Origin of the sequence: Thalassobaculum litoreum DSM 18839 (assembly GCF_900102465.1) — a bacterium.
GTDB classification, from domain to species: Bacteria; Pseudomonadota; Alphaproteobacteria; order Thalassobaculales; family Thalassobaculaceae; genus Thalassobaculum; species Thalassobaculum litoreum.
The window spans coordinates 153,472-173,016 of record NZ_FNBW01000012.1 but is presented as its reverse complement, the minus strand read 5'-3'; the positions used below and the strand labels follow the sequence as shown (position 1 = coordinate 173,016).

Annotated in this window: 20 protein-coding genes and 1 tRNA gene; 18 read left to right on the top strand and 3 right to left on the bottom strand. The window is 66.3% G+C overall.

All coding sequences use genetic code 11. The annotated features are described in order from the left end of the window. The coding region (locus BLS34_RS18850; protein ID WP_175474300.1) for a helix-turn-helix domain-containing protein at positions 1-208 on the bottom strand (208 nt) is incomplete at its 3' end. Positions 209-469: 261 nt separating this feature from the next. Between BLS34_RS18850 and BLS34_RS18845 the strand changes: the two genes are divergently transcribed. After that, entirely contained in the window at positions 470-1,195 is a 726-nt protein-coding gene (locus BLS34_RS18845) for a response regulator (RefSeq protein ID WP_093152788.1), read from the top strand. Next, positions 1,192-2,595: a sensor histidine kinase gene (locus BLS34_RS18840; protein ID WP_093152785.1), complete on the top strand. Its 1,404-nt coding sequence runs from the start codon at positions 1,192-1,194 to the stop codon at positions 2,593-2,595. Before BLS34_RS18845 ends, BLS34_RS18840 begins: the two co-directional genes overlap by 4 nt. 29 nt (positions 2,596-2,624) lie before the next feature. On the opposite strand, the gene BLS34_RS18835 is transcribed toward BLS34_RS18840, so the two are convergent. Beyond that, complete coding sequence (locus BLS34_RS18835) at positions 2,625-3,635, bottom strand: SDR family oxidoreductase (protein ID WP_245702039.1); 1,011 nt, start codon at positions 3,633-3,635, stop codon at positions 2,625-2,627. Between BLS34_RS18835 and BLS34_RS18830 the strand changes: the two genes are divergently transcribed. Further along, positions 3,591-4,484: a LysR family transcriptional regulator gene (locus BLS34_RS18830; protein ID WP_093152780.1), complete on the top strand. Its 894-nt coding sequence runs from the start codon at positions 3,591-3,593 to the stop codon at positions 4,482-4,484. The genes BLS34_RS18835 and BLS34_RS18830 overlap by 45 nt on opposite strands. Positions 4,485-4,825: 341 nt before the next feature. On the opposite strand, the gene BLS34_RS18825 is transcribed toward BLS34_RS18830, so the two are convergent. Then, positions 4,826-4,915, bottom strand: a tRNA-Ser gene (locus BLS34_RS18825). Between the two features lie 255 nt (positions 4,916-5,170). Here BLS34_RS18825 and rplU point away from each other — a divergent pair. The 15 genes from rplU to BLS34_RS18750 all read left to right on the top strand — a co-directional run bounded on the left by rplU (position 5,171) and on the right by BLS34_RS18750 (position 19,539). Continuing rightward, the gene (gene rplU, locus BLS34_RS18820) at positions 5,171-5,488 is read left to right on the top strand and encodes a 50S ribosomal protein L21 (protein ID WP_028795692.1); all 318 of its coding nucleotides are present in this window, start codon (positions 5,171-5,173) and stop codon (positions 5,486-5,488) included. 23 nt (positions 5,489-5,511) lie between these two features. Beyond that, positions 5,512-5,778 (top strand): 50S ribosomal protein L27, encoded by a 267-nt coding sequence (rpmA, locus tag BLS34_RS18815; RefSeq protein ID WP_028795693.1) that lies wholly within the window; start codon positions 5,512-5,514, stop codon positions 5,776-5,778. Positions 5,779-5,898: 120 nt separating this feature from the next. Further along, positions 5,899-6,954 carry a GTPase ObgE gene (obgE, locus tag BLS34_RS18810; RefSeq protein WP_093152777.1) on the top strand — a complete coding sequence of 352 codons (1,056 nt, stop codon included), beginning with the start codon at positions 5,899-5,901 and terminating at the stop codon, positions 6,952-6,954. Beyond that, positions 6,942-8,201 (top strand): glutamate 5-kinase, encoded by a 1,260-nt coding sequence (gene proB / locus BLS34_RS18805; RefSeq protein ID WP_093152775.1) that lies wholly within the window; start codon positions 6,942-6,944, stop codon positions 8,199-8,201. Before obgE ends, proB begins: the two co-directional genes overlap by 13 nt. Further along, a complete protein-coding gene (locus tag BLS34_RS18800; protein ID WP_093152772.1) occupies positions 8,198-9,505 on the top strand; it encodes a glutamate-5-semialdehyde dehydrogenase in 1,308 nt (435 codons plus the stop codon). The genes proB and BLS34_RS18800 overlap by 4 nt, the downstream gene beginning before the upstream one ends. 27 nt (positions 9,506-9,532) lie before the next feature. Next, a complete protein-coding gene (locus tag BLS34_RS18795; protein WP_028795696.1) occupies positions 9,533-10,264 on the top strand; it encodes a nicotinate-nucleotide adenylyltransferase in 732 nt (243 codons plus the stop codon). A gap of 39 nt (positions 10,265-10,303) precedes the next feature. Beyond that, positions 10,304-10,780, top strand: coding sequence for a ribosome silencing factor (rsfS, locus tag BLS34_RS18790; protein ID WP_084619043.1), 477 nt, complete (start codon positions 10,304-10,306; stop codon positions 10,778-10,780). Positions 10,781-10,832: 52 nt separating this feature from the next. Continuing rightward, complete coding sequence (rlmH, locus tag BLS34_RS18785; RefSeq protein ID WP_093152769.1) at positions 10,833-11,291, top strand: 23S rRNA (pseudouridine(1915)-N(3))-methyltransferase RlmH; 459 nt, start codon at positions 10,833-10,835, stop codon at positions 11,289-11,291. Positions 11,292-11,420: 129 nt separating this feature from the next. Beyond that, complete coding sequence (locus BLS34_RS18780; RefSeq protein WP_093152767.1) at positions 11,421-12,017, top strand: LysE family translocator; 597 nt, start codon at positions 11,421-11,423, stop codon at positions 12,015-12,017. Positions 12,018-12,080: 63 nt separating this feature from the next. Beyond that, positions 12,081-13,640 (top strand): 2,3-bisphosphoglycerate-independent phosphoglycerate mutase, encoded by a 1,560-nt coding sequence (gpmI, locus tag BLS34_RS18775; protein WP_093152765.1) that lies wholly within the window; start codon positions 12,081-12,083, stop codon positions 13,638-13,640. A gap of 8 nt (positions 13,641-13,648) precedes the next feature. Continuing rightward, the gene (locus BLS34_RS18770; RefSeq protein ID WP_093152762.1) at positions 13,649-14,962 is read left to right on the top strand and encodes a murein hydrolase activator EnvC family protein; all 1,314 of its coding nucleotides are present in this window, start codon (positions 13,649-13,651) and stop codon (positions 14,960-14,962) included. A 5-nt stretch (positions 14,963-14,967) separates the two neighbouring features. Continuing rightward, a complete protein-coding gene (locus BLS34_RS18765) occupies positions 14,968-16,365 on the top strand; it encodes a S41 family peptidase (RefSeq protein WP_084619044.1) in 1,398 nt (465 codons plus the stop codon). Beyond that, positions 16,362-17,687: a divergent polysaccharide deacetylase family protein gene (locus BLS34_RS18760; protein WP_093152760.1), complete on the top strand. Its 1,326-nt coding sequence runs from the start codon at positions 16,362-16,364 to the stop codon at positions 17,685-17,687. Before BLS34_RS18765 ends, BLS34_RS18760 begins: the two co-directional genes overlap by 4 nt. A gap of 11 nt (positions 17,688-17,698) precedes the next feature. Next, entirely contained in the window at positions 17,699-18,190 is a 492-nt protein-coding gene (locus BLS34_RS18755) for an RNA pyrophosphohydrolase (RefSeq protein ID WP_038015199.1), read from the top strand. Between the two features lie 128 nt (positions 18,191-18,318). Further along, a complete protein-coding gene (locus BLS34_RS18750) occupies positions 18,319-19,539 on the top strand; it encodes a hypothetical protein (protein WP_028795702.1) in 1,221 nt (406 codons plus the stop codon). Positions 19,540-19,545 lie beyond the last annotated feature (6 nt).

The following is a 19,545-nucleotide window of genomic DNA, read 5'->3' as shown; positions in this document are numbered from 1 at the left end:
CGCCAACGGCCTCGATCCGACCAGATCGCCGATCACCGCCCATCGGACGTGCTGACCAGGTCCCCGTCGATCGCCATTTCTGCACCCATTTGATCGCGGTCGACACACCGACGCCAAAGCGCTCTGCCGCCGCACGGCGGGACATCCCGCCCTCGACCGCCTGGATCACACGTTCTCGAAGGTCATCGGAAAAGGCTCGCGTCATCATGGCTGGCCTCCAATCCCCAGCCATGATGGTGAATCAGATTCGTGCCAAAAACGGAATCCCCTACGATTCCCTCAGGTGCGAAAATGCTCTAGCGGCGGAGTGCCTGGATGATGGGTCAGGCTTGGCGAAATTGTAAAAAAGCGTGCCAAGTAAACGCCGTGGCATACTTTTATACATATTCCTGCTTTTGAGACGCGGCCAAATTGATTATCCGAATGTCCATAGCTCGACGCATTGAGGTGATTGGAGATTCTGAACGCCATGCCGCCGAAGAATCCTCACATCTTGGTCGTCGACGACCACAAGAATATCCGGGAGCCCTTGGCGAAGTATCTCGGCGAGAACGGGTTCCGAGTTTCGATGGCCGCCAGTGGCGCAGAAATGGATACCGTCGTTAAGGCCGCGTCGATCGACTTGATCGTTCTCGACATTCTGATGCCTGGCGAAGGCGGGTTGGAAATCTGCCGGCGCATACGGGAGACACGCGACATACCGGTCATTCTGCTGACCGCGGTCGCGAGCGAGACCGACCGAATTGTTGGACTGGAGATCGGCGCGGACGATTACTTGACCAAACCATTCAATCCACGGGAGCTCTTGGCGCGGATCAAAGGCGTGCTGCGACGCGTAAATAGCCTCCCTAGGCAGTATTCGGGAATCGAGGCGGGCCAGATCGGTTTCGGGACCTGGGTGCTCGACGTGGACCGGCAGGTCCTCACGAAGGAGAGCGGTGGCCAGGAAACGGCGCTTAGTACGGTAGAGTTCAGGCTCTTAATGACCTTTCTCGACCATCCGAAGATGGTTCTCTCCCGCGATCAGTTGCTCGATATGGTCAGCAGTCGCGCCGCCAATGTGTTCGACCGGTCCATCGACAATCAGGTCAGCAGGCTTCGCAAGAAAATCGAGGATGATGGCAAAAACCCAGAAATCGTTAAAACCGTTTGGGGTGGTGGTTACATGTTCACTTTGGATGTAGTCCGCCGATGAGAAAGATTCATAGAACGATTGCAGGCCAATTGATGATTCTTATCATCGGGGCCGTCCTGTTTTCTCAAGCCATCATCCTCGTCGTCTTCTATATCAAGACGGATGAAGGTATTCAGGAACAACAGGTCAGAATGGTCATCGAGGAAATCGCAACAGCTTATGAAATAGGGCGTACGACATCGGGGTCAGAACGCGAGAAACTCTTACGGGCAACAAGCGATCCAGATATTCATTTCCAAGTTGATGATCTACCTCTTACTCAGAATCGGTTCGACATTCCGCATGAGAGTGTTGCACATGTCCCGGAAACTCTGTCCGGAAGGCCTATATTCGCCACTGATAACACGGTGTCGTCCTTGAGTATCTGGGAGTTCTGGTTCGCGGAGAGAATCGAGGACTGCCTTATTGCCGAGAAGCAATCCAATCAAGGAGGCGCCTGTCCGATTGATTACGTCTCGATACAGTTGAACGAGAAGGAGTGGCTCAACGCCCGAGTTTTGTCGCCGGTCGATGAATTGGTGATTCTTTTACCGGTCATTCTGTCCGCTATCCTTTCGCTCGTTGGAATCTTGTTGATCGTTGCGATCATCGTCAAACGCATCACGGCGCCGTTGCGGAAATTGTCTTTGGCCGCCGAACGCTTTGGCCAAGGTGAGGCCGTCGGCTATGTCGAGGTGGAGGGGCCTGACGAACTCAGATCCACGACGATCGCGTTCAACACCATGCAGGAAAGCATTAGCCGATTTGTCGAAGACCGAACGAAAATGCTGGCGGCCGTCAGCCACGATCTTCGGACACCCATCACGTCCCTACGCTTGAGAGCGGAATTCATCAAGGATCAAGAGCTGAAGTCCGAGATGATCCAGACGCTTCAGGACATGGGCTCAATGGTCGAAGATTGTCTGGTTTTTGCTAAACGCGAAGTCCAGGAAGAGAAAAGTGAAACCGTCAATCTGGTCGAGACCCTGTCGAATCTCGCTAGAGAGTTCCCGGGGGTCGCTTTTTCGACAAATCTGCGGGCCCATAGATACCTCTGCCGTCCGGTCGCATTGCGACGCGCAATTCGAAATGTGCTCGAAAATGCCGTCAACTACGGAAGCAAAGTCGAATTAAGCGTCGAGTCAGAAGACGATGGTGTTGCTATTGAGATCGTCGACGAAGGACCTAAAGTACCGGATGAGATGCTGGACGATATATTCGAGCCATTCTTCCGGGTTAACGAAGGCCGAAACACGGAGACCGGGAATGTCGGCCTGGGACTCTCGATAGCACGGACAATCGTCCATAAGCACGGGGGGACAATACGAGCGACCAACGTGCATAACGGGTTGAAAATGAGGATCTGGTTGCCGGGCCAGGTCACCCTTTCCGGGTTCACCGGCACGGCGGCGGTCGAGTAGATCACGACAAAGCCCCTGGATTGGGGAGATCAGCCCGCGACCTGCGCGGCGAAGTCGCGATAGGAGCGCAGGGGACGGCCGAGCATCGACGTCAGGCGCGCCACGTCGCCGGCTTCGGGGACCATGCCAGCGGTCAGGAAACGCTCGGCCATGACACGCATGTCGAGCGCCATCCAGCTCGGCATGAACTGCCGCAGGTTCTGCTCGAAAGCGTCGGTATCGTCGCCTGGATACGTGATCGGGCGGCCGAGCACCTCGCTCCAGATCGCAGCGACATCGGGACCGGTCAGCGTATCCGGGCCCACCAGATTGATGCGGGTGATCGGCAGGGGCGTGGCGGACCGCTCCCGGCGGATCAGCTCGATCGCCGCAATCTCACCCACATCGCGGGTGTCGACCATCGCCAACCCCTTGGTGCCGATCGGCATCGGATAGACACCGTGGCCGACCACGACGTCTTTGATCGTGACATCGTTGTCGATGTAGTAAGCGGGGCGCAGGATGGTGGCATGGATCTCCATCGCCTCGATCATACGCTCGACCCCGAACTTGCCGGCGAAATGCGGCACGTTCACGTAGGTGTCGCTGTGGATCACCGACAGGTAGACGATGCGCTCGATTCCGGCCTCGCGGGCGAGATTGAGAGCGATCAGCGCCTGGGTGTATTCATCGGCGACCACGGCATTCAGCAGGAACAGGGTAGAGACGCCGGAATAGGCCTGCCGCAGGGCGTCGACGTCGAGAAAGTCGCCCTGGACAATTTCCACACCAGTCGGGAAGTCGGCCTTTACGGGATCGCGGACCAGTGCACGCACGTCTGCGCCGCGGTTCACAAGCTGGGTGACGACGTTTCGTCCGACATTGCCGGTCGCGCCGGTAACGAGAATGGTCATGGGAAACTCCGGTTTCGCGTTTAAGAACGCTTGCAAGCTCACTGATCCCATTTCATTCCAATAGGCGTCGTATTTGGACGCTTTGTCTCGCAGGTGGAACAGATGGATCTTCTCGCTCTCGCCGACTTCAACCTCGTCGCCAGGCATGAAGGGGTCGGCCGGGCAGCCCGTGCCAGCGGCCGTCCAAAGGCGACGCTTTCCAGACGGGTTGCGGAGCTAGAGGCCAGTCTGAACCTGCGCCTGTTCGAACGCGGCGGCCGCGCCCTGAAGCTGACCGAGGAAGGGCGCGCCCTCTTTGAGCGGACGGCCGCATTGCTCACCGACCTCGAAGAGACGACTTTGGCGATATCGTCGGGCGGGACTATTCCACGCGGACGGTTGCGGATCAGCGCACCCCTGCTCTTCTCTCAGACCGCCATGGGAAAACTGGCTGCGGATTTCGCGTTGATGCATCCTGAAGTCAGGCTTGAAGTCACGACGGAGGACCGGGCCGTCGACATGGTGGAGGAAGCCTACGACCTGGTGATCCGGGTGAACCCGGACCGCGACGAGAGCCTCGTCGGTCGGGTGTTCCTACGCGATCGGTTAGTGGTGGTGGCGAGCCCAGACGTCCGACCGTCGGCTGACGGGTCTCCCATTCCGGCCGTTGTGCGCGGGAAAGCCGAAATGAGCGAAACCTGGACTGTGAGCACGGCGACCGGGAAATCCCCCCTCGCGGTTCGCCCGTGTCTGAGCCTCTCGTCGCTCCTAATGGTCCGCGATGCCGTTCGGATGGGGGTCGGGGCCGCCCAGTTGCCGATTTCACTCGTAAGTCATGATCTGGCTGCTGGGACTTTGGTCGACTGGGGCGAGTTGGAGGGCCCCGAGATCACGCTCTGGGTACTCTATCCCAGCCGCCGGCTGCTAAGTGCCCGCGTCTCCGCCTTTCTAGACCATTTGCGAGTGGCGTTTCCGAACGGGAGCCCCGACGAGCTTGCTCGATATGTCGTAAGGTGACCGTGACCGGTTGACGGCGAGCGCTTGGCCGCTTGATCAGAAGCATGCCGAATGCCCGAGAAGGGTCGGTTGAATAAGCCCGAAGGCACTTTCGACGCGTAGCATTCCAGCAGGGCAGTTGGCGTGAGTGCGTCAATGCTTCATGAGGCTCTACCGCATTGAAAAATAGATTCTGGAAGATCGACACTCCGGGCGTCGCACTGACCTTTTCAACACTATCGGTCGGCCAGTGCCATTCGAGCTAACCGACTCGAATTAGAGACGAGGGGCAGATCTATTGGGGGGCTCTTGTGTGAATCAGCCCCCATAGAGGAAACAAATATTGTAATTTCAATGGGAATTGGCGGAGAGAGAGGGATTCGAACCCTCGGTGAGCTTGCGCCCACAGCGGTTTTCGAGACCGCCCCGTTCAACCACTCCGGCACCTCTCCATAAGGCTCGTTCAGGAGCAGGCCGGGAACCTAGTCAAAGCCGCACCACGATGCAAGCGCATGATGCACGTCTTTCGGAGCCGGGAGGCTCGGGCTAGTCTCGGCCTCGAAAACACCATGCTCCGAGCCGGCCGATTGCCCGGCCGGCGACAGTCGGCCGAGTTCGTGTTGACATGCAAAGCGCCATACGTATAGTGCGCGCTCCGTTGCGTGCCGACAGGCGGCGCGCCCACTAGTTTTGCCAGGATCGAGCCGATGTTCGCAGTCGTTAAAACCGGCGGCAAGCAGTACAAGGTCGCCTCCGGGGACGTGATCAAGGTCGAGAAGCTCGACGCCGAGGCGGGTGCCACGGTCGAGATCGACCAGGTTCTGATGGTCGGCGACGACGCCAATCTGACCGTCGGCGCCCCCCTGGTGGCCGGTGCTTCCGTTGCCTTCGAGGTGCTGGACCAGCGTAAGGGTCCGAAGATCACGATCTTCAAGAAGAAGCGCCGCAAGAACCATCGCCGCACGCGCGGTCATCGCCAGAACCTCACCGTTCTGCGCGTGACCGGCATCAGTGCCGGCGCCTAACCGAGCTAGAGGAGAGTAGATCCATGGCCCATAAAAAGGCAGGTGGTAGCTCCCGTAACGGCCGCGACTCCGAAGGTCGCCGCCTGGGCGTGAAGAAGTTCGGCGGCGAGTCCGTCATTCCGGGCAACATCCTGGTCCGCCAGCGCGGCACCAAGTTCCACCCGGGCGCCAATGTCGGCATGGGCAAGGATCACACGATCTTCGCCAAGGTCGAGGGCAAGGTGGAGTTCCGCGAGACGCGCGGCCGCACCTATATCGGCGTCGCCGCAGCCGAGGCGCCGGCCGAGTAAAGCCGCCCCGACAACCGGGAGCGGCATCGAAGGGAACGGTTCGCCGTTCCCTTTTTTCGTACCCGCGCGCAGGATGTCTGTCAGGATGTCTGCCCCGCGGGGGTTCGCGGAGGACGTGACGTGAAGTTCCTCGATCAGGCCAAGGTCTTCATCCGCAGCGGCAGCGGCGGCAACGGCTGTCTGAGCTTCCGCCGGGAAGCCTTCATCGAGTTCGGCGGACCGAACGGCGGCGACGGCGGGCGCGGCGGCGACGTGATTGTCGAATGCGTGGCCGCGCTGAACACGCTGATCGATTTCCGCTACCAGCAGCATTTCAAGGCCGAGAACGGCCGCCCCGGCATGGGCCGCGACATGAGCGGCCCCGGCGGCAAGGACATCGTGCTGCGCGTGCCGCTGGGCACCCAGATCTGGGACGAGGACTACGACACGCTGCTCGCGGACATGACCGAGGTCGGCCAGCGCGTGACCCTGGCCAATGGCGGCGACGGCGGCTTCGGCAACGCCCGCTTCAAGTCCTCGACCAACCGGGCGCCGCGCAAGACCACGCCGGGCTGGCCCGGCCAGGAGATGTGGATCTGGCTGCGGCTCAAGCTGATCGCCGATGCCGGGCTGGTCGGCCTGCCCAACGCCGGCAAGTCCACCTTCCTGTCGGCCGTCACCGCCGCCAAGCCGAAGGTCGCCGACTATCCCTTCACCACCCTGCATCCGGGCCTCGGCGTGGTCAGCATCGGCGACGAGGAATTCGTGCTGGCCGACATCCCCGGCCTGATCGAGGGCGCCCATGAGGGTGCCGGGCTCGGCGACCGGTTCCTCGGCCATATCGAGCGCTGCGGCGCCCTGCTCCATCTGGTCGACGCCACCGGCGAAGACCCCATGGCCGCCTGGGAGACCGTGCGCGGCGAGCTGGAGGCCTATGGCGGCGCGCTGGAGACCAAGCCCGAGGTGCTGGCGCTGAGCAAGGTCGACGCCATGACCGAGGAGGATGTGGAAGCCCTGCAGGACCTGTTCGAGGAAGAGACCGGCCAGCGGCCCATGGCCCTGTCCGCCGCCTCCGGCCTGAACGTGCGCCAGGCGCTGGGCCGCCTCAACGACCACATCCATGCCGCCACCGACGCGCGTCAGGCCGAAGAGGAGGACGCCGAGCGGGAGGAAGGGGAGCCCGTATGGACACCCTGACCGCCAAGACCGGCACCCGGGCTGCTGCCAAGGGCCCGGGCAACGGTGCGAGGGGCGGCGCAGATAGCGGCGCGGAGGGCAGCGCGCCCCACCGCATCGACGAGTCCCGCCGGCTGGTCATCAAGATCGGCTCGGCCCTGCTGGTCGACGAGGAGACCGGGTCGGTCCGCCGGGCCTGGCTGGACGCACTGGCCGACGACATCGCCGAGTTGCGCCGGGCCGGGGTCGAGGTGCTGGTCGTCTCTTCCGGCGCCATCGCGCTGGGCCGACGGCATCTCGGCATCGACCAGGTCCGCCCGAAGCTGGAGGAGAAGCAGGCCGCCGCCGCCACCGGCCAGATCCTGCTGGCCCATGCTTATCAGGAGGCCCTGGCCCGCCACCACCTGACCGTGGCGCAGATCCTGCTGTCGCCCGACGACACCGAACAGCGCCGCCGCCACCTGAACGCCCGCGCCACCATCAACACCCTGCTGGCCCTGGGTGCTGTGCCGGTGATCAACGAGAACGACACGGTCGCGACGGCAGAAATCCGGTTCGGCGACAACGACCGGCTCGGCGCCCGGGTCGCCCAGATGGCCAGCGCCGACACCCTGGTCCTGCTGTCCGATATCGACGGCCTGTACACCGCCGACCCGCGTCGCAATCCTGACGCCCGCCACATCTCCGACGTGGAAGGCGTGACCGCGGAGATCGAGGCGATGGCCGGGGCCGCCGGCAGCGGCTATGCCTCGGGCGGCATGGTGACCAAGCTGGCCGCCGCCAAGATCGCCGGGGCGGCCGGCTGCCGCATGGTCATCGCCAACGGCCGCGAGACCCACCCGATCCGCCGCATCGACGCCGGCCCGGATCAGGGGGGCGGCCGCTGCACCTGGTTTCATGCCGGCGCCTCGCCGCTGACCGCCCGCAAGCGCTGGATCGCCAGCTCGCTCGCCCCGCGCGGCCAGCTTATCGTCGACGCCGGCGCCATCCGGGCGCTGAACGCGGGCAAGAGCCTGCTGCCCGCCGGGGTGTCCGAGGTGGTCGGCACCTTCGAGCGCGGCGACCTCGTCACCCTGCACGGGCCGGACCGGGTGATCCGGGGACGCGGGCTGGTCGCCTATGCGTCCGACGATGCGCGGCTGATCGCCGGGCTCAAATCCCGTGAAATCGAGACGGCGCTCGGCTACCGTGGCCGGGACGAAATCGTCCACAGAGACGATCTGGTGCTGGCCGACGGCCGCGCCGCCGAGGAGGACACGCCCCGATGAGCCTTGTCGACGATAAGCCCGGACTTTCCCGCGCGCCCGCGGCACAGACCGATATCGACGCGATGATGCTGGAGATCGGTCGCCGCGCCCGCGCCGCCGCGGCGGTGCTGGCCCTGGCCTCCTCCGAGCAGAAGGACAAGGCGCTGCATGCCGCCGCCGCCGCCCTGCGCGCCGACACGCCGGCGATCCTCGCCGCCAACGCCAAGGACATCGCCGCCGCCCGCGAGAAGGGCCTGCGGGACTCCCTGGTCGACCGGCTGCTGCTGGATGCGGGTCGGCTGGAAGGCATCGCCGCCGGCCTGGAGGTCGTGGCCGGCCTGCCCGATCCGGTCGGCGCCACCATGGCCGCGTGGGAACGTCCCAACGGCCTGAAATTCGAGCGCCGCCGGGTGCCGCTGGGCGTGATCGGCATCATCTACGAGAGCCGCCCGAACGTGACCGCCGATGCCGGCAGCCTGTGCCTGAAGGCCGGCAATGCGGCGATCCTGCGCGGCGGCTCGGAGAGCTACCACTCCTCCACCGCCATCGTCGCCGCCCTGCATAAGGGGCTGCGCGAGGCCGGCCTGCCGGAGGACGCGATCCAGTCGGTGCCGACCACCGACCGGGCCGCCGTCGGCAAGCTGCTGACCATGCCGCAATATGTCGACGTGATCGTGCCGCGCGGCGGCCGCTCGCTGATCGAGCGGGTGCAGAACGAGAGCCGGGTGCCGGTCTTCGCCCATCTGGACGGGCTGTGCCACGTCTATCTCGACGCCGGCGCCGACCGGGACAAGGCCGTCGCCATCGCGGTCAACGCCAAGATGCGGCGCACCTCGGTCTGCGGGGCCGCCGAGACCCTGCTGGTCGACCGGGCCGTCGCCGCCGAACTGCTGCCGCCGGTGGCCGAGGCGCTGCGGGCGGCTGGCTGTATCCTGCGCGGCGACGCGGCGGCGCGGGCCATCGCGACCGGCATGGATCCGGCGAGCGAGGCGGACTGGGACACGGAGTATCTCGACGCCATCCTGTCCGTCGCCGTGGTCGACGGCGTGGCCGGGGCGATCGAGCACATCAACCGCCACGGCTCGCACCACACCGACAGCATCGTCACCGAGGACGCCGCCGCGGCGGAGCGGTTCCTGTCCGAGGTCGACAGCGCCATCGTCCTGCATAACGCCTCCACCCAGTTCGCCGATGGCGGCGAGTTCGGTTTCGGCGCGGAGATCGGCATCTCCACTGGCCGGATGCACGCCCGCGGCCCGGTCGGCGCGGAACAGCTGACCAGCTTCAAGTATCTGGTGCGCGGAACCGGCCAGACCCGGCCATGATGGCCCGGCCCTGACCCGATACCGCCGATGACCCTCTTCACCCCGATTCGCGGACCGCACAGGGACCGGCTCCCCCCCGATGCAGGGTCCGCCCTGTTCGCCCGGGTGCGGCCGCACGCCCTGCGGATGCCGGCGAGCGAGGCGGCGGCCCTGCCCCGCGCCGGCGCCGACCGGCGGCGACTCAAGGTCGGGCTGATGGGCGGCTCCTTCAATCCGGCCCATGACGGCCACCGCCATGTGGCCGAGACGGCCATGAAGCGGCTCGGCCTGGACGAGGTCTGGTGGCTGGTCAGCCCGCAGAATCCGCTGAAGCCGCGCGACGACATGGCCCCCTTCGCCGAGCGCCTGGCCTCCGCCAGGGCCGTCGCGCGCCACCCGCGGATCAAGGTGAAGGACTTCGAGCTGCATCTCGGCACCCATTACACCGCCGACACGCTCGTCGCCCTGCGCCGGCGCTGCCCCTACATGTCGTTCGTCTGGATCATGGGGGCGGACAATCTGGCCAGTTTCCATCGCTGGGAACGGTGGCTGCTGATCTGTCACACAGCCGTCATTGCGGTTTTCGACCGGCCTACCTATTCTTTAAGGGCTTTGGCGAGCCGAGCCGCCAAACGGTTCGCGAGGGTCCGGGTGCCCGAAAGGAACGCCCGGGGACTGGCGGATCGGCGGCCTCCGGCCTGGGTGTTTCTGCACACCCGCCACCATGCCGCGTCGGCGACCCGGATACGGGCGCAACGCAAGGGTGGAGGGTCCGGCTAGAAAGCACCCAGTCCGATAATCGGAACTACCAGAGCAACCATGGACCGCCGGGGCACGCCGGGGTCCGCTTTCGCTGACGAAAGGAGTGCGACCATACTCGACACACTTGCTCCCAATCTGGGGGACGGCCTGAAGAAGCTGGTGATGACCTCACTGGACGACGACAAGGCCGAGGACATTGTGGCCATTGATCTGGCCGGAAAGTCCGCCATTGGCGATTACATGATCATCGCCACGGGCCGCTCATCGCGGCAGGTTTCGGCCATGGCCGACCACATCTGCAGAAAACTCAAGGATCAGGGCGTCGACGGCGTCACCGTGGAAGGACAGTCCCGCGGCGACTGGGTGCTGATCGACGGGGGCGACGTCATCGTCCACCTGTTCCGCCCCGAGGTCCGGGAGTTCTACGGGCTGGAGAAGATGTGGGGCGCCACCCCGCCGCCGAGCCGCACCGTCCGCATCGGCGGCGAGTCCGGCGCGGATATCGGGGCCGAGCCGACCTTCGCGCATGCCTGACTAGCGCCGGGCCCCGGGTAGACCCGGATCCAAGGCCCGGACAGGAGGACGCGTGAAGATCACGATCGTGGCGGTGGGCCGCATGAAACGCGGCCCGATGGAGGCGTTGTGCCGGGATTACGGCGACCGCCTCCCCTGGTCGCTGGCGATCCAGGAGGTCGAAGTCAAGAAGCGCCTTGAGGGCGACGTCCTCAAGGCAGAGGAAGCTGCCCTGATCGCCGCCCGCATTCCCGACGGTGCGGTGCTGGTGGCGATGGACGAACGCGGCAGGGGGCTCTCCAGCGAAGACCTGGCGAACCGGATCGGCGCCTGGCGCGACCAGGGGCGCGGCGAAATCTGTTTCGTGATCGGCGGCGCCGACGGGTTGGACCAGAGCATCCGCGACCGCGCCGACCTCACCCTCGCCTTCGGCCCCCAGACCTGGCCGCACATGCTGGCCCGGGTGATGCTGGTGGAACAGATCTACCGGGCGGAGCGCATTCTGGCCGGGCATCCGTATCATCGGGCGTAGCTCTCCCCTCCACCCGGCCTCGATCGTTTTTCCGTCATCCCGGCGCCCCAGGGATGGCGACGTGACATAGAATGCGGAGCGCGCACAAACGTCCAAGACCGACGCCCCGGTCCACGCTCATGTAGCGCCATGTTCGACGCCCTCATCCCCCTCTGGCTTGCCGCGCTGCCGCTGATGGGCAGTCCCGGCCCCGCGACGCTCAGTTCCGCCGCCATGGGCACCGCGTTCGGCCTGCGGGCGAGCCTGCCCTATGTCGCCGGCATCTGCCTGGGCACGGCCACGGTGCTGCTGCTGATCGCCACCGGGGTCTCCGGGCTGATCTTCGTGGTACCCGGCGCGGTGCCCGTCGTCACCGCGCTTGCCGCCGCCTACATCCTCTATCTCGCCTGGAAGATCGCCACCGCCCCGGTCGGCGGCCTCAACCGGGATCCGGGCGCCCGCCCGGCAGGCTTCGTCGGCGGCTACCTGCTGGCCATCGCCAATCCGAAGGCCTTCGCCGCCATCGGTGCGGTCTATTCCACCCACGCGGTTGTGCCTGGCGACCCGGTGTTCGACGCCGTCGCCAAGATCGCCGCCCTTGCACCGGTGATCGTGCTGGTGAACCTGACCTGGCTCGCCTTCGGCTCGCTGTTCGCCCGTTGGCTCGGCCATCCGGTTCTCGGTCGGGCGGTCAACGTCGTCTTCGCCGTGCTGCTGGTGCTCTCCGTCGCGGCCGCCGTGTTCTGATCCGCCAAACGAGTACGCGCGCAGCCCGTGACCTTGCCCCCGGGAAGGATATATAACCGTCCCATGAGCAAGACATCCGATACCCCCCGCCCAGTCGTCCTGTGCATCATGGACGGCTGGGGCCACCGCACCGACCGCACCGACAACGCCGTCGCCCTGGCGAACACGCCGAATGTGGACGCGCTCGCTGCCCGCTGGCCGGGCGGGCTGATGAACGCGTCGGGCGAGTTCGTCGGGCTTCCGGACGGCCAGATGGGCAATTCCGAGGTCGGCCACATGAATCTCGGTGCCGGCCGGGTCGTCATGCAGGAGCTGCCGAAGATCAACGCCGCCATCGCCGACGGCAGCCTGGCCAGACAGCCGGCCATCGCCCAGGTGCTCGACGCCCTGAAGCAGAGCGGCGGCACCTGCCACCTCATGGGCCTGGTCTCCACCGGCGGGGTGCACAGCCACCAGCGCCACGTGGCCGCGCTGGCCAAGGTCCTGGCCGCCGGCGGCGCCCGGGTCGTGGTGCATGTCTTCACCGACGGCCGCGACTGCCCGCCGAAGAGTGCCGCCGACCAGCTCCGCGCCTTCATCGAGGACCTGGACGGTGCGGCGACCATCGCGTCGGTCAGCGGCCGGTTCTTCGCCATGGACCGGGACAAGCGCTGGGAACGGGTGGAGCAGGCCTGGAAGGCGGTCTGCCTAGCCGAGGCCGAGCACAGCGCCGACGACGCGGTCGCCGCGGTGGACGCCGCCTATGCCCGCGACGAGACCGACGAGTTCGTCACCCCGACCGTGATCGCCGGCGGCGCGCCGGTGCAGGACGGGGACGCCATCGTCATGGCGAACTTCCGCGCCGACCGGGCGCGCGAGATCCTGGCCCCGTTCGTGGACGACGACTTCGACGGGTTCGCGCGCGCCCGGACCCCGAAGCCCGGCATCGTCGCGGGCATGGTCGAATACTCGTCGGTGCTGGCGCCGAAGATGGTCACGATCTTCCCGCCGGAGGATCTGAGCGACCCGATCGGCGAGGTCGTCGCCAAGGCCGGCAAGACCCAGCTCCGCATCGCCGAAACCGAGAAGTATCCGCACGTCACCTTCTTCCTGAACGGCGGCCGCGAGGCGGTGTTCGACGGCGAAGACCGGATCATGGTCCCCTCGCCCAAGGTGAAGACCTACGACCTGCAGCCGGAAATGTCCGCGCCGGAACTCTGCGACAAGCTGGTCGCGGCCATCGACAGCGGCACCTACGACCTGATCGTCGCCAATTTCGCCAACCCGGACATGGTCGGCCATACCGGCAGCCTGGAGGCGGCGATCAAGGCGGTGGAAACGGTCGATACCTGTGTCGGCCGGGTCGCCGAGGCGGTGCTGAGGGCCGGCGGCGCGATGTTCCTGACCGCCGACCACGGCAATTGCGAGGTCATGCTCGACCCGGAGACCGGCGGCCCGCACACCGCCCATACGACCAACCTGGTCCCGACGATCCTGGTCGGCGCGCCGGAGGACGTCACCTCCCTGAAGACCGGCAAGCTGGCCGATGTCGCGCCCACCCTGCTCTCGCTCATGGGCATAGAGCCGCCGGCGGCGATGACCGGCGACTGCATGCTGGTGCGCGACCGCCGGGCGGCGGAGTAAGCGCCGCGGTGCGTTCCCTCGCCCCCGTCCTGGTTCTGGCGATGCTCGCCGCGGCGGTGGGCGGAAACGCGCGGGCTCAGACCGCGGAGGATCCGGCGCCGAAGGACCCCACCGCGGAGCTCCGGCGCATCGAGAAGGCGCTGGAGGGCGAGCGCAAGGCGGGCACCAAGCTGGACCGGCTGGCCGGCGCGCTGGCCGGCGAGATCGACCGGCTGCGCGAGCGCATGGCCGTGGCGGCCACCCGGGCGCAGCGCACCGAGACCGACATGTTCGACGCCGAACAGACCCTCGACACCCTGCGCCAGGAGGTCAAGGACAAGCGCAGCCGCCTGCTCGAGCGCCGCCAGGAGCTCTCCCATCTCACCGGCGCGCTGCAGCGGCTCGCCCGCCATCCGCCGGAGACCCTGCTGCTGGTGGGCCGCGCGCCCTTGGACACCGTCCATACCGGCATCCTGCTGGAATCCGCGATCCCGCGGCTCAACGGGAATGCCAGGGCGCTGCGCCGCGAGCTCGACACGCTGGCGACGCTGGAAGCCGATATCCGAGCCCAGCGCGACCGGCTGACCCTGGCCGCCCAGGAGCTGGACGCCGAGCGCGCCCAGCTCGCCGCCCTGGCGGCGGAGAAGGCGGAACTGCTGGCCGGCACGCGCAACCGGGCGAGCAACGCGGCGGAAGAGATCCGGGCGCTCAGCCAGTCGGCCCGCTCCCTGCGCGAGTTGATCGACAGCCTGGAGAAGCGCGAGGCCGCCGAGGCGGAGGAACAGCGCAAGCTGGCGGCCCTGGTGACGCCGAAGCTGCGGCCGACGCGTCCGTCGCCGCCCGAGGTGGACGGCGGCGAACCGCCGGCCCCTGCCGCCACCGTCGGGCCGGCGGCGGACCCGGTCCGGACCGCCGCGCTGCCCCCCGGACCGCCGCTGACAAGCGCCCGGGGCCATCTCTTCGCCCCGGTCGCCGGCACGGTCGTCCAGCGGTTCGGCAAGGGCAAGTCGGGCGACCTGACCAGACAGGGGCTGCTGCTGCGCACGCGTCCCGGCGCGCTCGCGATCGCCCCGCATGACGGAATCGTGTTGTATGCTGGGCCGTTCGAAGGATTCGGTCGGATTTTGATCATTGAACACGGCGACGGATATCATACCCTTCTTGCCGGGCTCGCACGGGTCGATTTGAGTGTCGGGAGCCATGTGCTCGCCGGCGAGCCGGTGGGTGCGATGGCGGCGGCCGGAGACGCCGCACCCGAGCTGTATCTGGAACTTCGCCACAATGGTGACCCGATCGACCCGTTACCGTGGTTTGCGGGACTTACCGAAAAGGCCAAAGGATGAGTCGGATGAACAATTCCCGTCTTGATGACACCGCCGCCGATTCTGGCGCCCCGACCCGCCCTGATAAGGCACGCAGCCGGGCGATCCGCCGTGTCGCGGTGTCCGCGGCACTGGCGTTCGCCGTTGGCGGCGGCGTCCTGCTCGGCGCCACGGGCGGCGGCCAGAGCCAGACCAACTCGACCGACACCTACCGTCAGCTCAGCCTGCTCGGCGACGTGTTCGAGAAGGTCCGCGCCCAGTACGTGGAAGAGGTCAGCGACGAGAAGCTCGTTGAGGCGGCCATCAACGGCATGCTCACCTCCCTCGACCCGCATTCGAGCTATCTCAGCGCGAAGAGCTTCCAGGACATGCGGGTGCAGACCAAGGGCGAGTTCGGCGGCCTCGGCATCGAGGTCACCATGGAGAACGGCTTCGTGAAGGTGGTCTCGCCGATCGACGACACCCCGGCGTCGGAGGTCGGGCTGCAGCCCGGCGACTACATCACCCATCTCGACGGCGAGGCGGTGCTCGGCCTGACCCTGTCCGACGCGGTGGAGAAGATGCGCGGCAAGGTCGGCACGCCGATCACGCTGACCATCCGCCGCGCCGAGGAAGAGCCGTTCGACGTCGAGATCACCCGGGCGATCATCACCATCAAGTCGGTGCGCAACCGGGTGATCCAGGATATCGGCTATATCCGCATCACCACCTTCAACGAACAGACGACGGTGGGCCTTCAGGAGTCCGTCTCCGAGATCAAGGAAGAGCTCGGCGACAGGCTGCACGGCTTCGTCATCGACCTGCGCAACAATCCGGGCGGCTTGCTCGACCAGGCGATCTCCGTCACCGACGCCTTCCTGGAGCGCGGCGAGATCGTCTCGACCCGTGGCCGGGAAGAGGCGAACGCCAGCCGGGTCAACGCCACGCCGGGCGACATCACCGATGGCAAGCCGGTGGTCGTGCTGATCAACGGCGGCTCCGCCTCGGCCTCGGAGATCGTCGCAGGCGCGCTGCAGGATCACCGCCGGGCGATCGTTCTCGGCACCCAGTCCTTCGGCAAGGGGTCCGTGCAGACCATCCTGCCGCTGCAGGGCAACGCGGCCATGCGCCTGACCACGGCGCGCTACTACACCCCGTCGGGCCGCTCGATCCAGGCCAAGGGCATCGAGCCGGACATCAAGGTCGAGCTCGCCAAGATCGAGAAGATCGAGGAGGGCCGCCGGCGCCGCGAGGCCGATCTGCGCGGTGCCCTGGTCAATCCGGACGAGAGCGACGCCCCGGCCGCCCAGCCGCCGGCGGAGGTGCCCACGCCGGGTGAGGCCGCATCGGCGGAGAACGAGGATCCGCTTGAGGACTACCAGCTCGCCCGCGCGGTCGATCTGCTGCGCGGCTTCCATCTGTTCCAGAACCGCGTGGTGAATTGAGGCTACCTAAGCCGAATATCCGTCTGCCCCGCCTCCCCCAGCTGTTCAAGAAGCGGCGGGAGGGTGGAGATCCGGACGATCCGCTGAATGAGGCGGAGTCGGGTGGCCCGCCGCCCGACGATCTGGAACGCGGTCTGGACGACGAGCCCGCTCCTCGCAAGAAGGGGCGCTGGAAACGTGTTGCCTCGGCGGCGCTGACCACCCTGCTCGCCGTCGCCGTGATCGGCGGCGCCGGCGGCCTGGTCGGGTGGCTCATGGTCAATGCCGAGCACACCGAGTCCCTGCGCGAGATCCAGCGTCCGCAGCTCACCGTCGACATCCTTGACGAGGGCGAGGAGCCGGAACCAAACAGCTCGGCCGCAGCACCCCGGTCCAAGGCCGAAGCGGATGGAGCGGCGGCGGACGGCGAAGGCCAGGGACCCGCCGACAAGGAGAGCGGCGGTGACGGGTCGCCGGCCAAGGACGGCGAGGGCGAGGGCCCGAGCGCGGTCGCCGATGGCGCTCCCGCCGACGGCGTCACCCTGACCCCGGTCGACCCGGCCCTGATGGAGGTCCGCGACGAGGGCCGGCTGCCGATCATCGCGGTGGACGGCCGGCAGCCCTGGTCGACCTATGCCCGACCGTTCAATGTGGACGATACCCGTCCCTGGGTCGCCGTGCTGGTGACCAATCTCGGGCTCAGCCAGCGCGAGACCGACGCCGCGATCCAGCTCCTGCCCGGCGCGGTCACGCTCAGCTTCTCGCCCTATGCCGAGGATCTCGAAGCCTGGCTGGAGGCCGCCCGATCGGCCGGGCACGAGGTCTTCATCGACCTGCCGCTGGAGCCTCTCGACTTTCCGCGCGACGACCCCGGCCCGTCGACCCTGCTGACCAGCCTGTCGACGGCCGACAACCTGAACCGCCTGGAATGGGTGCTGGGCCGGGCCCCCGGCTATGTCGGCGTGACGACCTGGATGGGGTCGCAGTTCACCACCGTGGAAGACGCCATGATGCCGGTCCTGGAAGGGCTGAAGGAGCGCGGGCTCATGATCGTCGACAGCCGGGGCTCGTCGCGCAGCATCGCCACCGAGCTCGCGTCCTCGATCCAGCTCCCGCGCGCCTTCAACAACCGCTTCCTGGATTCCACGCCGTCGATCTCCTCGATCGACCGGGCGCTGGCCGACCTGGAGACGGTCGCCCAGGAACAGCGCGTCGCCATCGGCATCGCCAGGTCCCTGCCGGTATCCATCGACCGCATCCAGCGCTGGGCCGGCACGCTGGAACGCAAGGGCCTCATCCTCGCCCCGGTCTCCGCCATCGCCGACCGCCAACGTTTACGCTGAGCCGATATCCCATGACCGACCGTAGCGCGCTTCCCCTCCGGCCCTGTGTCGGCATCGTCCTGTTCAACGATACGGGTCAGGTCTTCGTCGGCAAGCGTATCGGCATCGCCGACGCCTGGCAGATGCCCCAGGGCGGAATCGACGAGGGCGAGACGCCGCGCCAGGCCGGCCTGCGCGAGCTGGAGGAGGAGATCGGCACCAGTTCGGTCGAGGTGGTGGCCGAGACCGCCGGCTGGGTCACCTACGAGTTTCCAGCCGATCTGCCGGGCAAGATCCGCGAATCCTGGCGCGGCCAGACGCAGAAATGGCTCGCCTGCCGGTTCACCGGCACGGCGACCGATATCGACCTGCAGACCGAACACCCGGAGTTCGATGACTGGAAATGGGTCGATCTCGGCGTGGTGGTGGAGCTGATCGTACCGTTCAAACGCGCGACCTACGAGGCGGTGGTGGCCGAGTTGGGACCGGCGATCGCAGCGGCGACGGCAACACCCGACCGCTGAAATCTTTTTCCGCCGCACGCATTGTTTGTGAATTTTTCGAGAGCGCGTAAAATCTTCCTTAAGACCCTCATGCTCTTGTGACCAAATGGAGTTGAGGTGTCCGGCGCTGCTGCGCCGGAGGAGAGGGGATGCGCGCGGAGAACAAACCTCAGACTTTCGAGCGTCGGGGCACGACCGTCACGTTTCACAACCGAGACCTCGCCCATACCCGCGTTCGCGAGTATTTCCACGGGCCTGTGCGCCAGTTGGAAGCCGTGATCCCGAATTACTCGGGAACGCGCCGCGGAGAGCTGCTTGTGCTGCCGTGGGAGCAGATCGGCACGCTGGGGGCGCTCAATCCGCGCGACCTCGCCATTATCGAGTCCGTTGCGCATACCAAGAACATCCGCGACCTCGACCCGATCAGGATGCGCGAGGTCTGCCTGCGCTGCGATGCCGAGCACGGCATCGACGACGATGCCGTAGCGGAAGCGCGCCGGATCGTGGCCAGGGACGACGAGGACAAGGCGATGGTCCGCCTGTCCTTCATTGCCGAGCTCACCCGCGAATGCGGGATCGAACGAGGCGACCCGCTGATGATGCGCACCAATACCAAGACCCTCATGGGGCTCATGGGCGGGCAGTCCGGGCGCTCGAAGATCGACCTCGACCTGCTGATCGAGCGGGTCATGATCTTCGCCGCCGAGCGCACGAACTCGACCGTGGCGGACGTGAAGAGCTACCTGGACCCGCTGGTCGGCATGCTGACCCCCTTCGGCAACGTCACCGCGCCGGGCGAGCCCAAGGAGAACGGGTTCCTCTATCTCCAGCACACCGATCTCATCCAGTTCCGCCAGGAGATCGACGACTATCAGTCCCAGGTCCGTGAGGAGCTGCTGCCGCAGGTGGCCATCATCCTGACCGCGGCGGACGAGTGCATCGGCTATATCAACGAGCGTCTGGGCAACCTGAACGAGATGCTGGGATCGCTGGCCGACATGTTCGACCACAACAAGGGCGCCATCGACCGGCTCGAGGTCCTGCGGCGCGACATCGGCTATGGGCTCGACGGCTGGGCCGACATGATCCAGCTCTGGCGCGAGGCCTATCGCGGCCGCGAGGCGATCGGCGGCGACCGGGCGATGGAGCGGGCGATCACCCGGATCGCCGGCTACGCGCCGCGCATCCCGATCCGTGAGCTCAACCCCGAACACAGCATCCTGACCAAGACGACGAAGTTCGAGACCGCCGGCCTGAAGATGGTGCAGCAGATGCACAACTGGGAGAACGACCGGCCGGACTACGAGCTCAAGGCCCGGGTCGAGCGGGCGAACAAGCGCCTGGCCGGCGAGGCGGAAGACGAGGAATAGGGACGG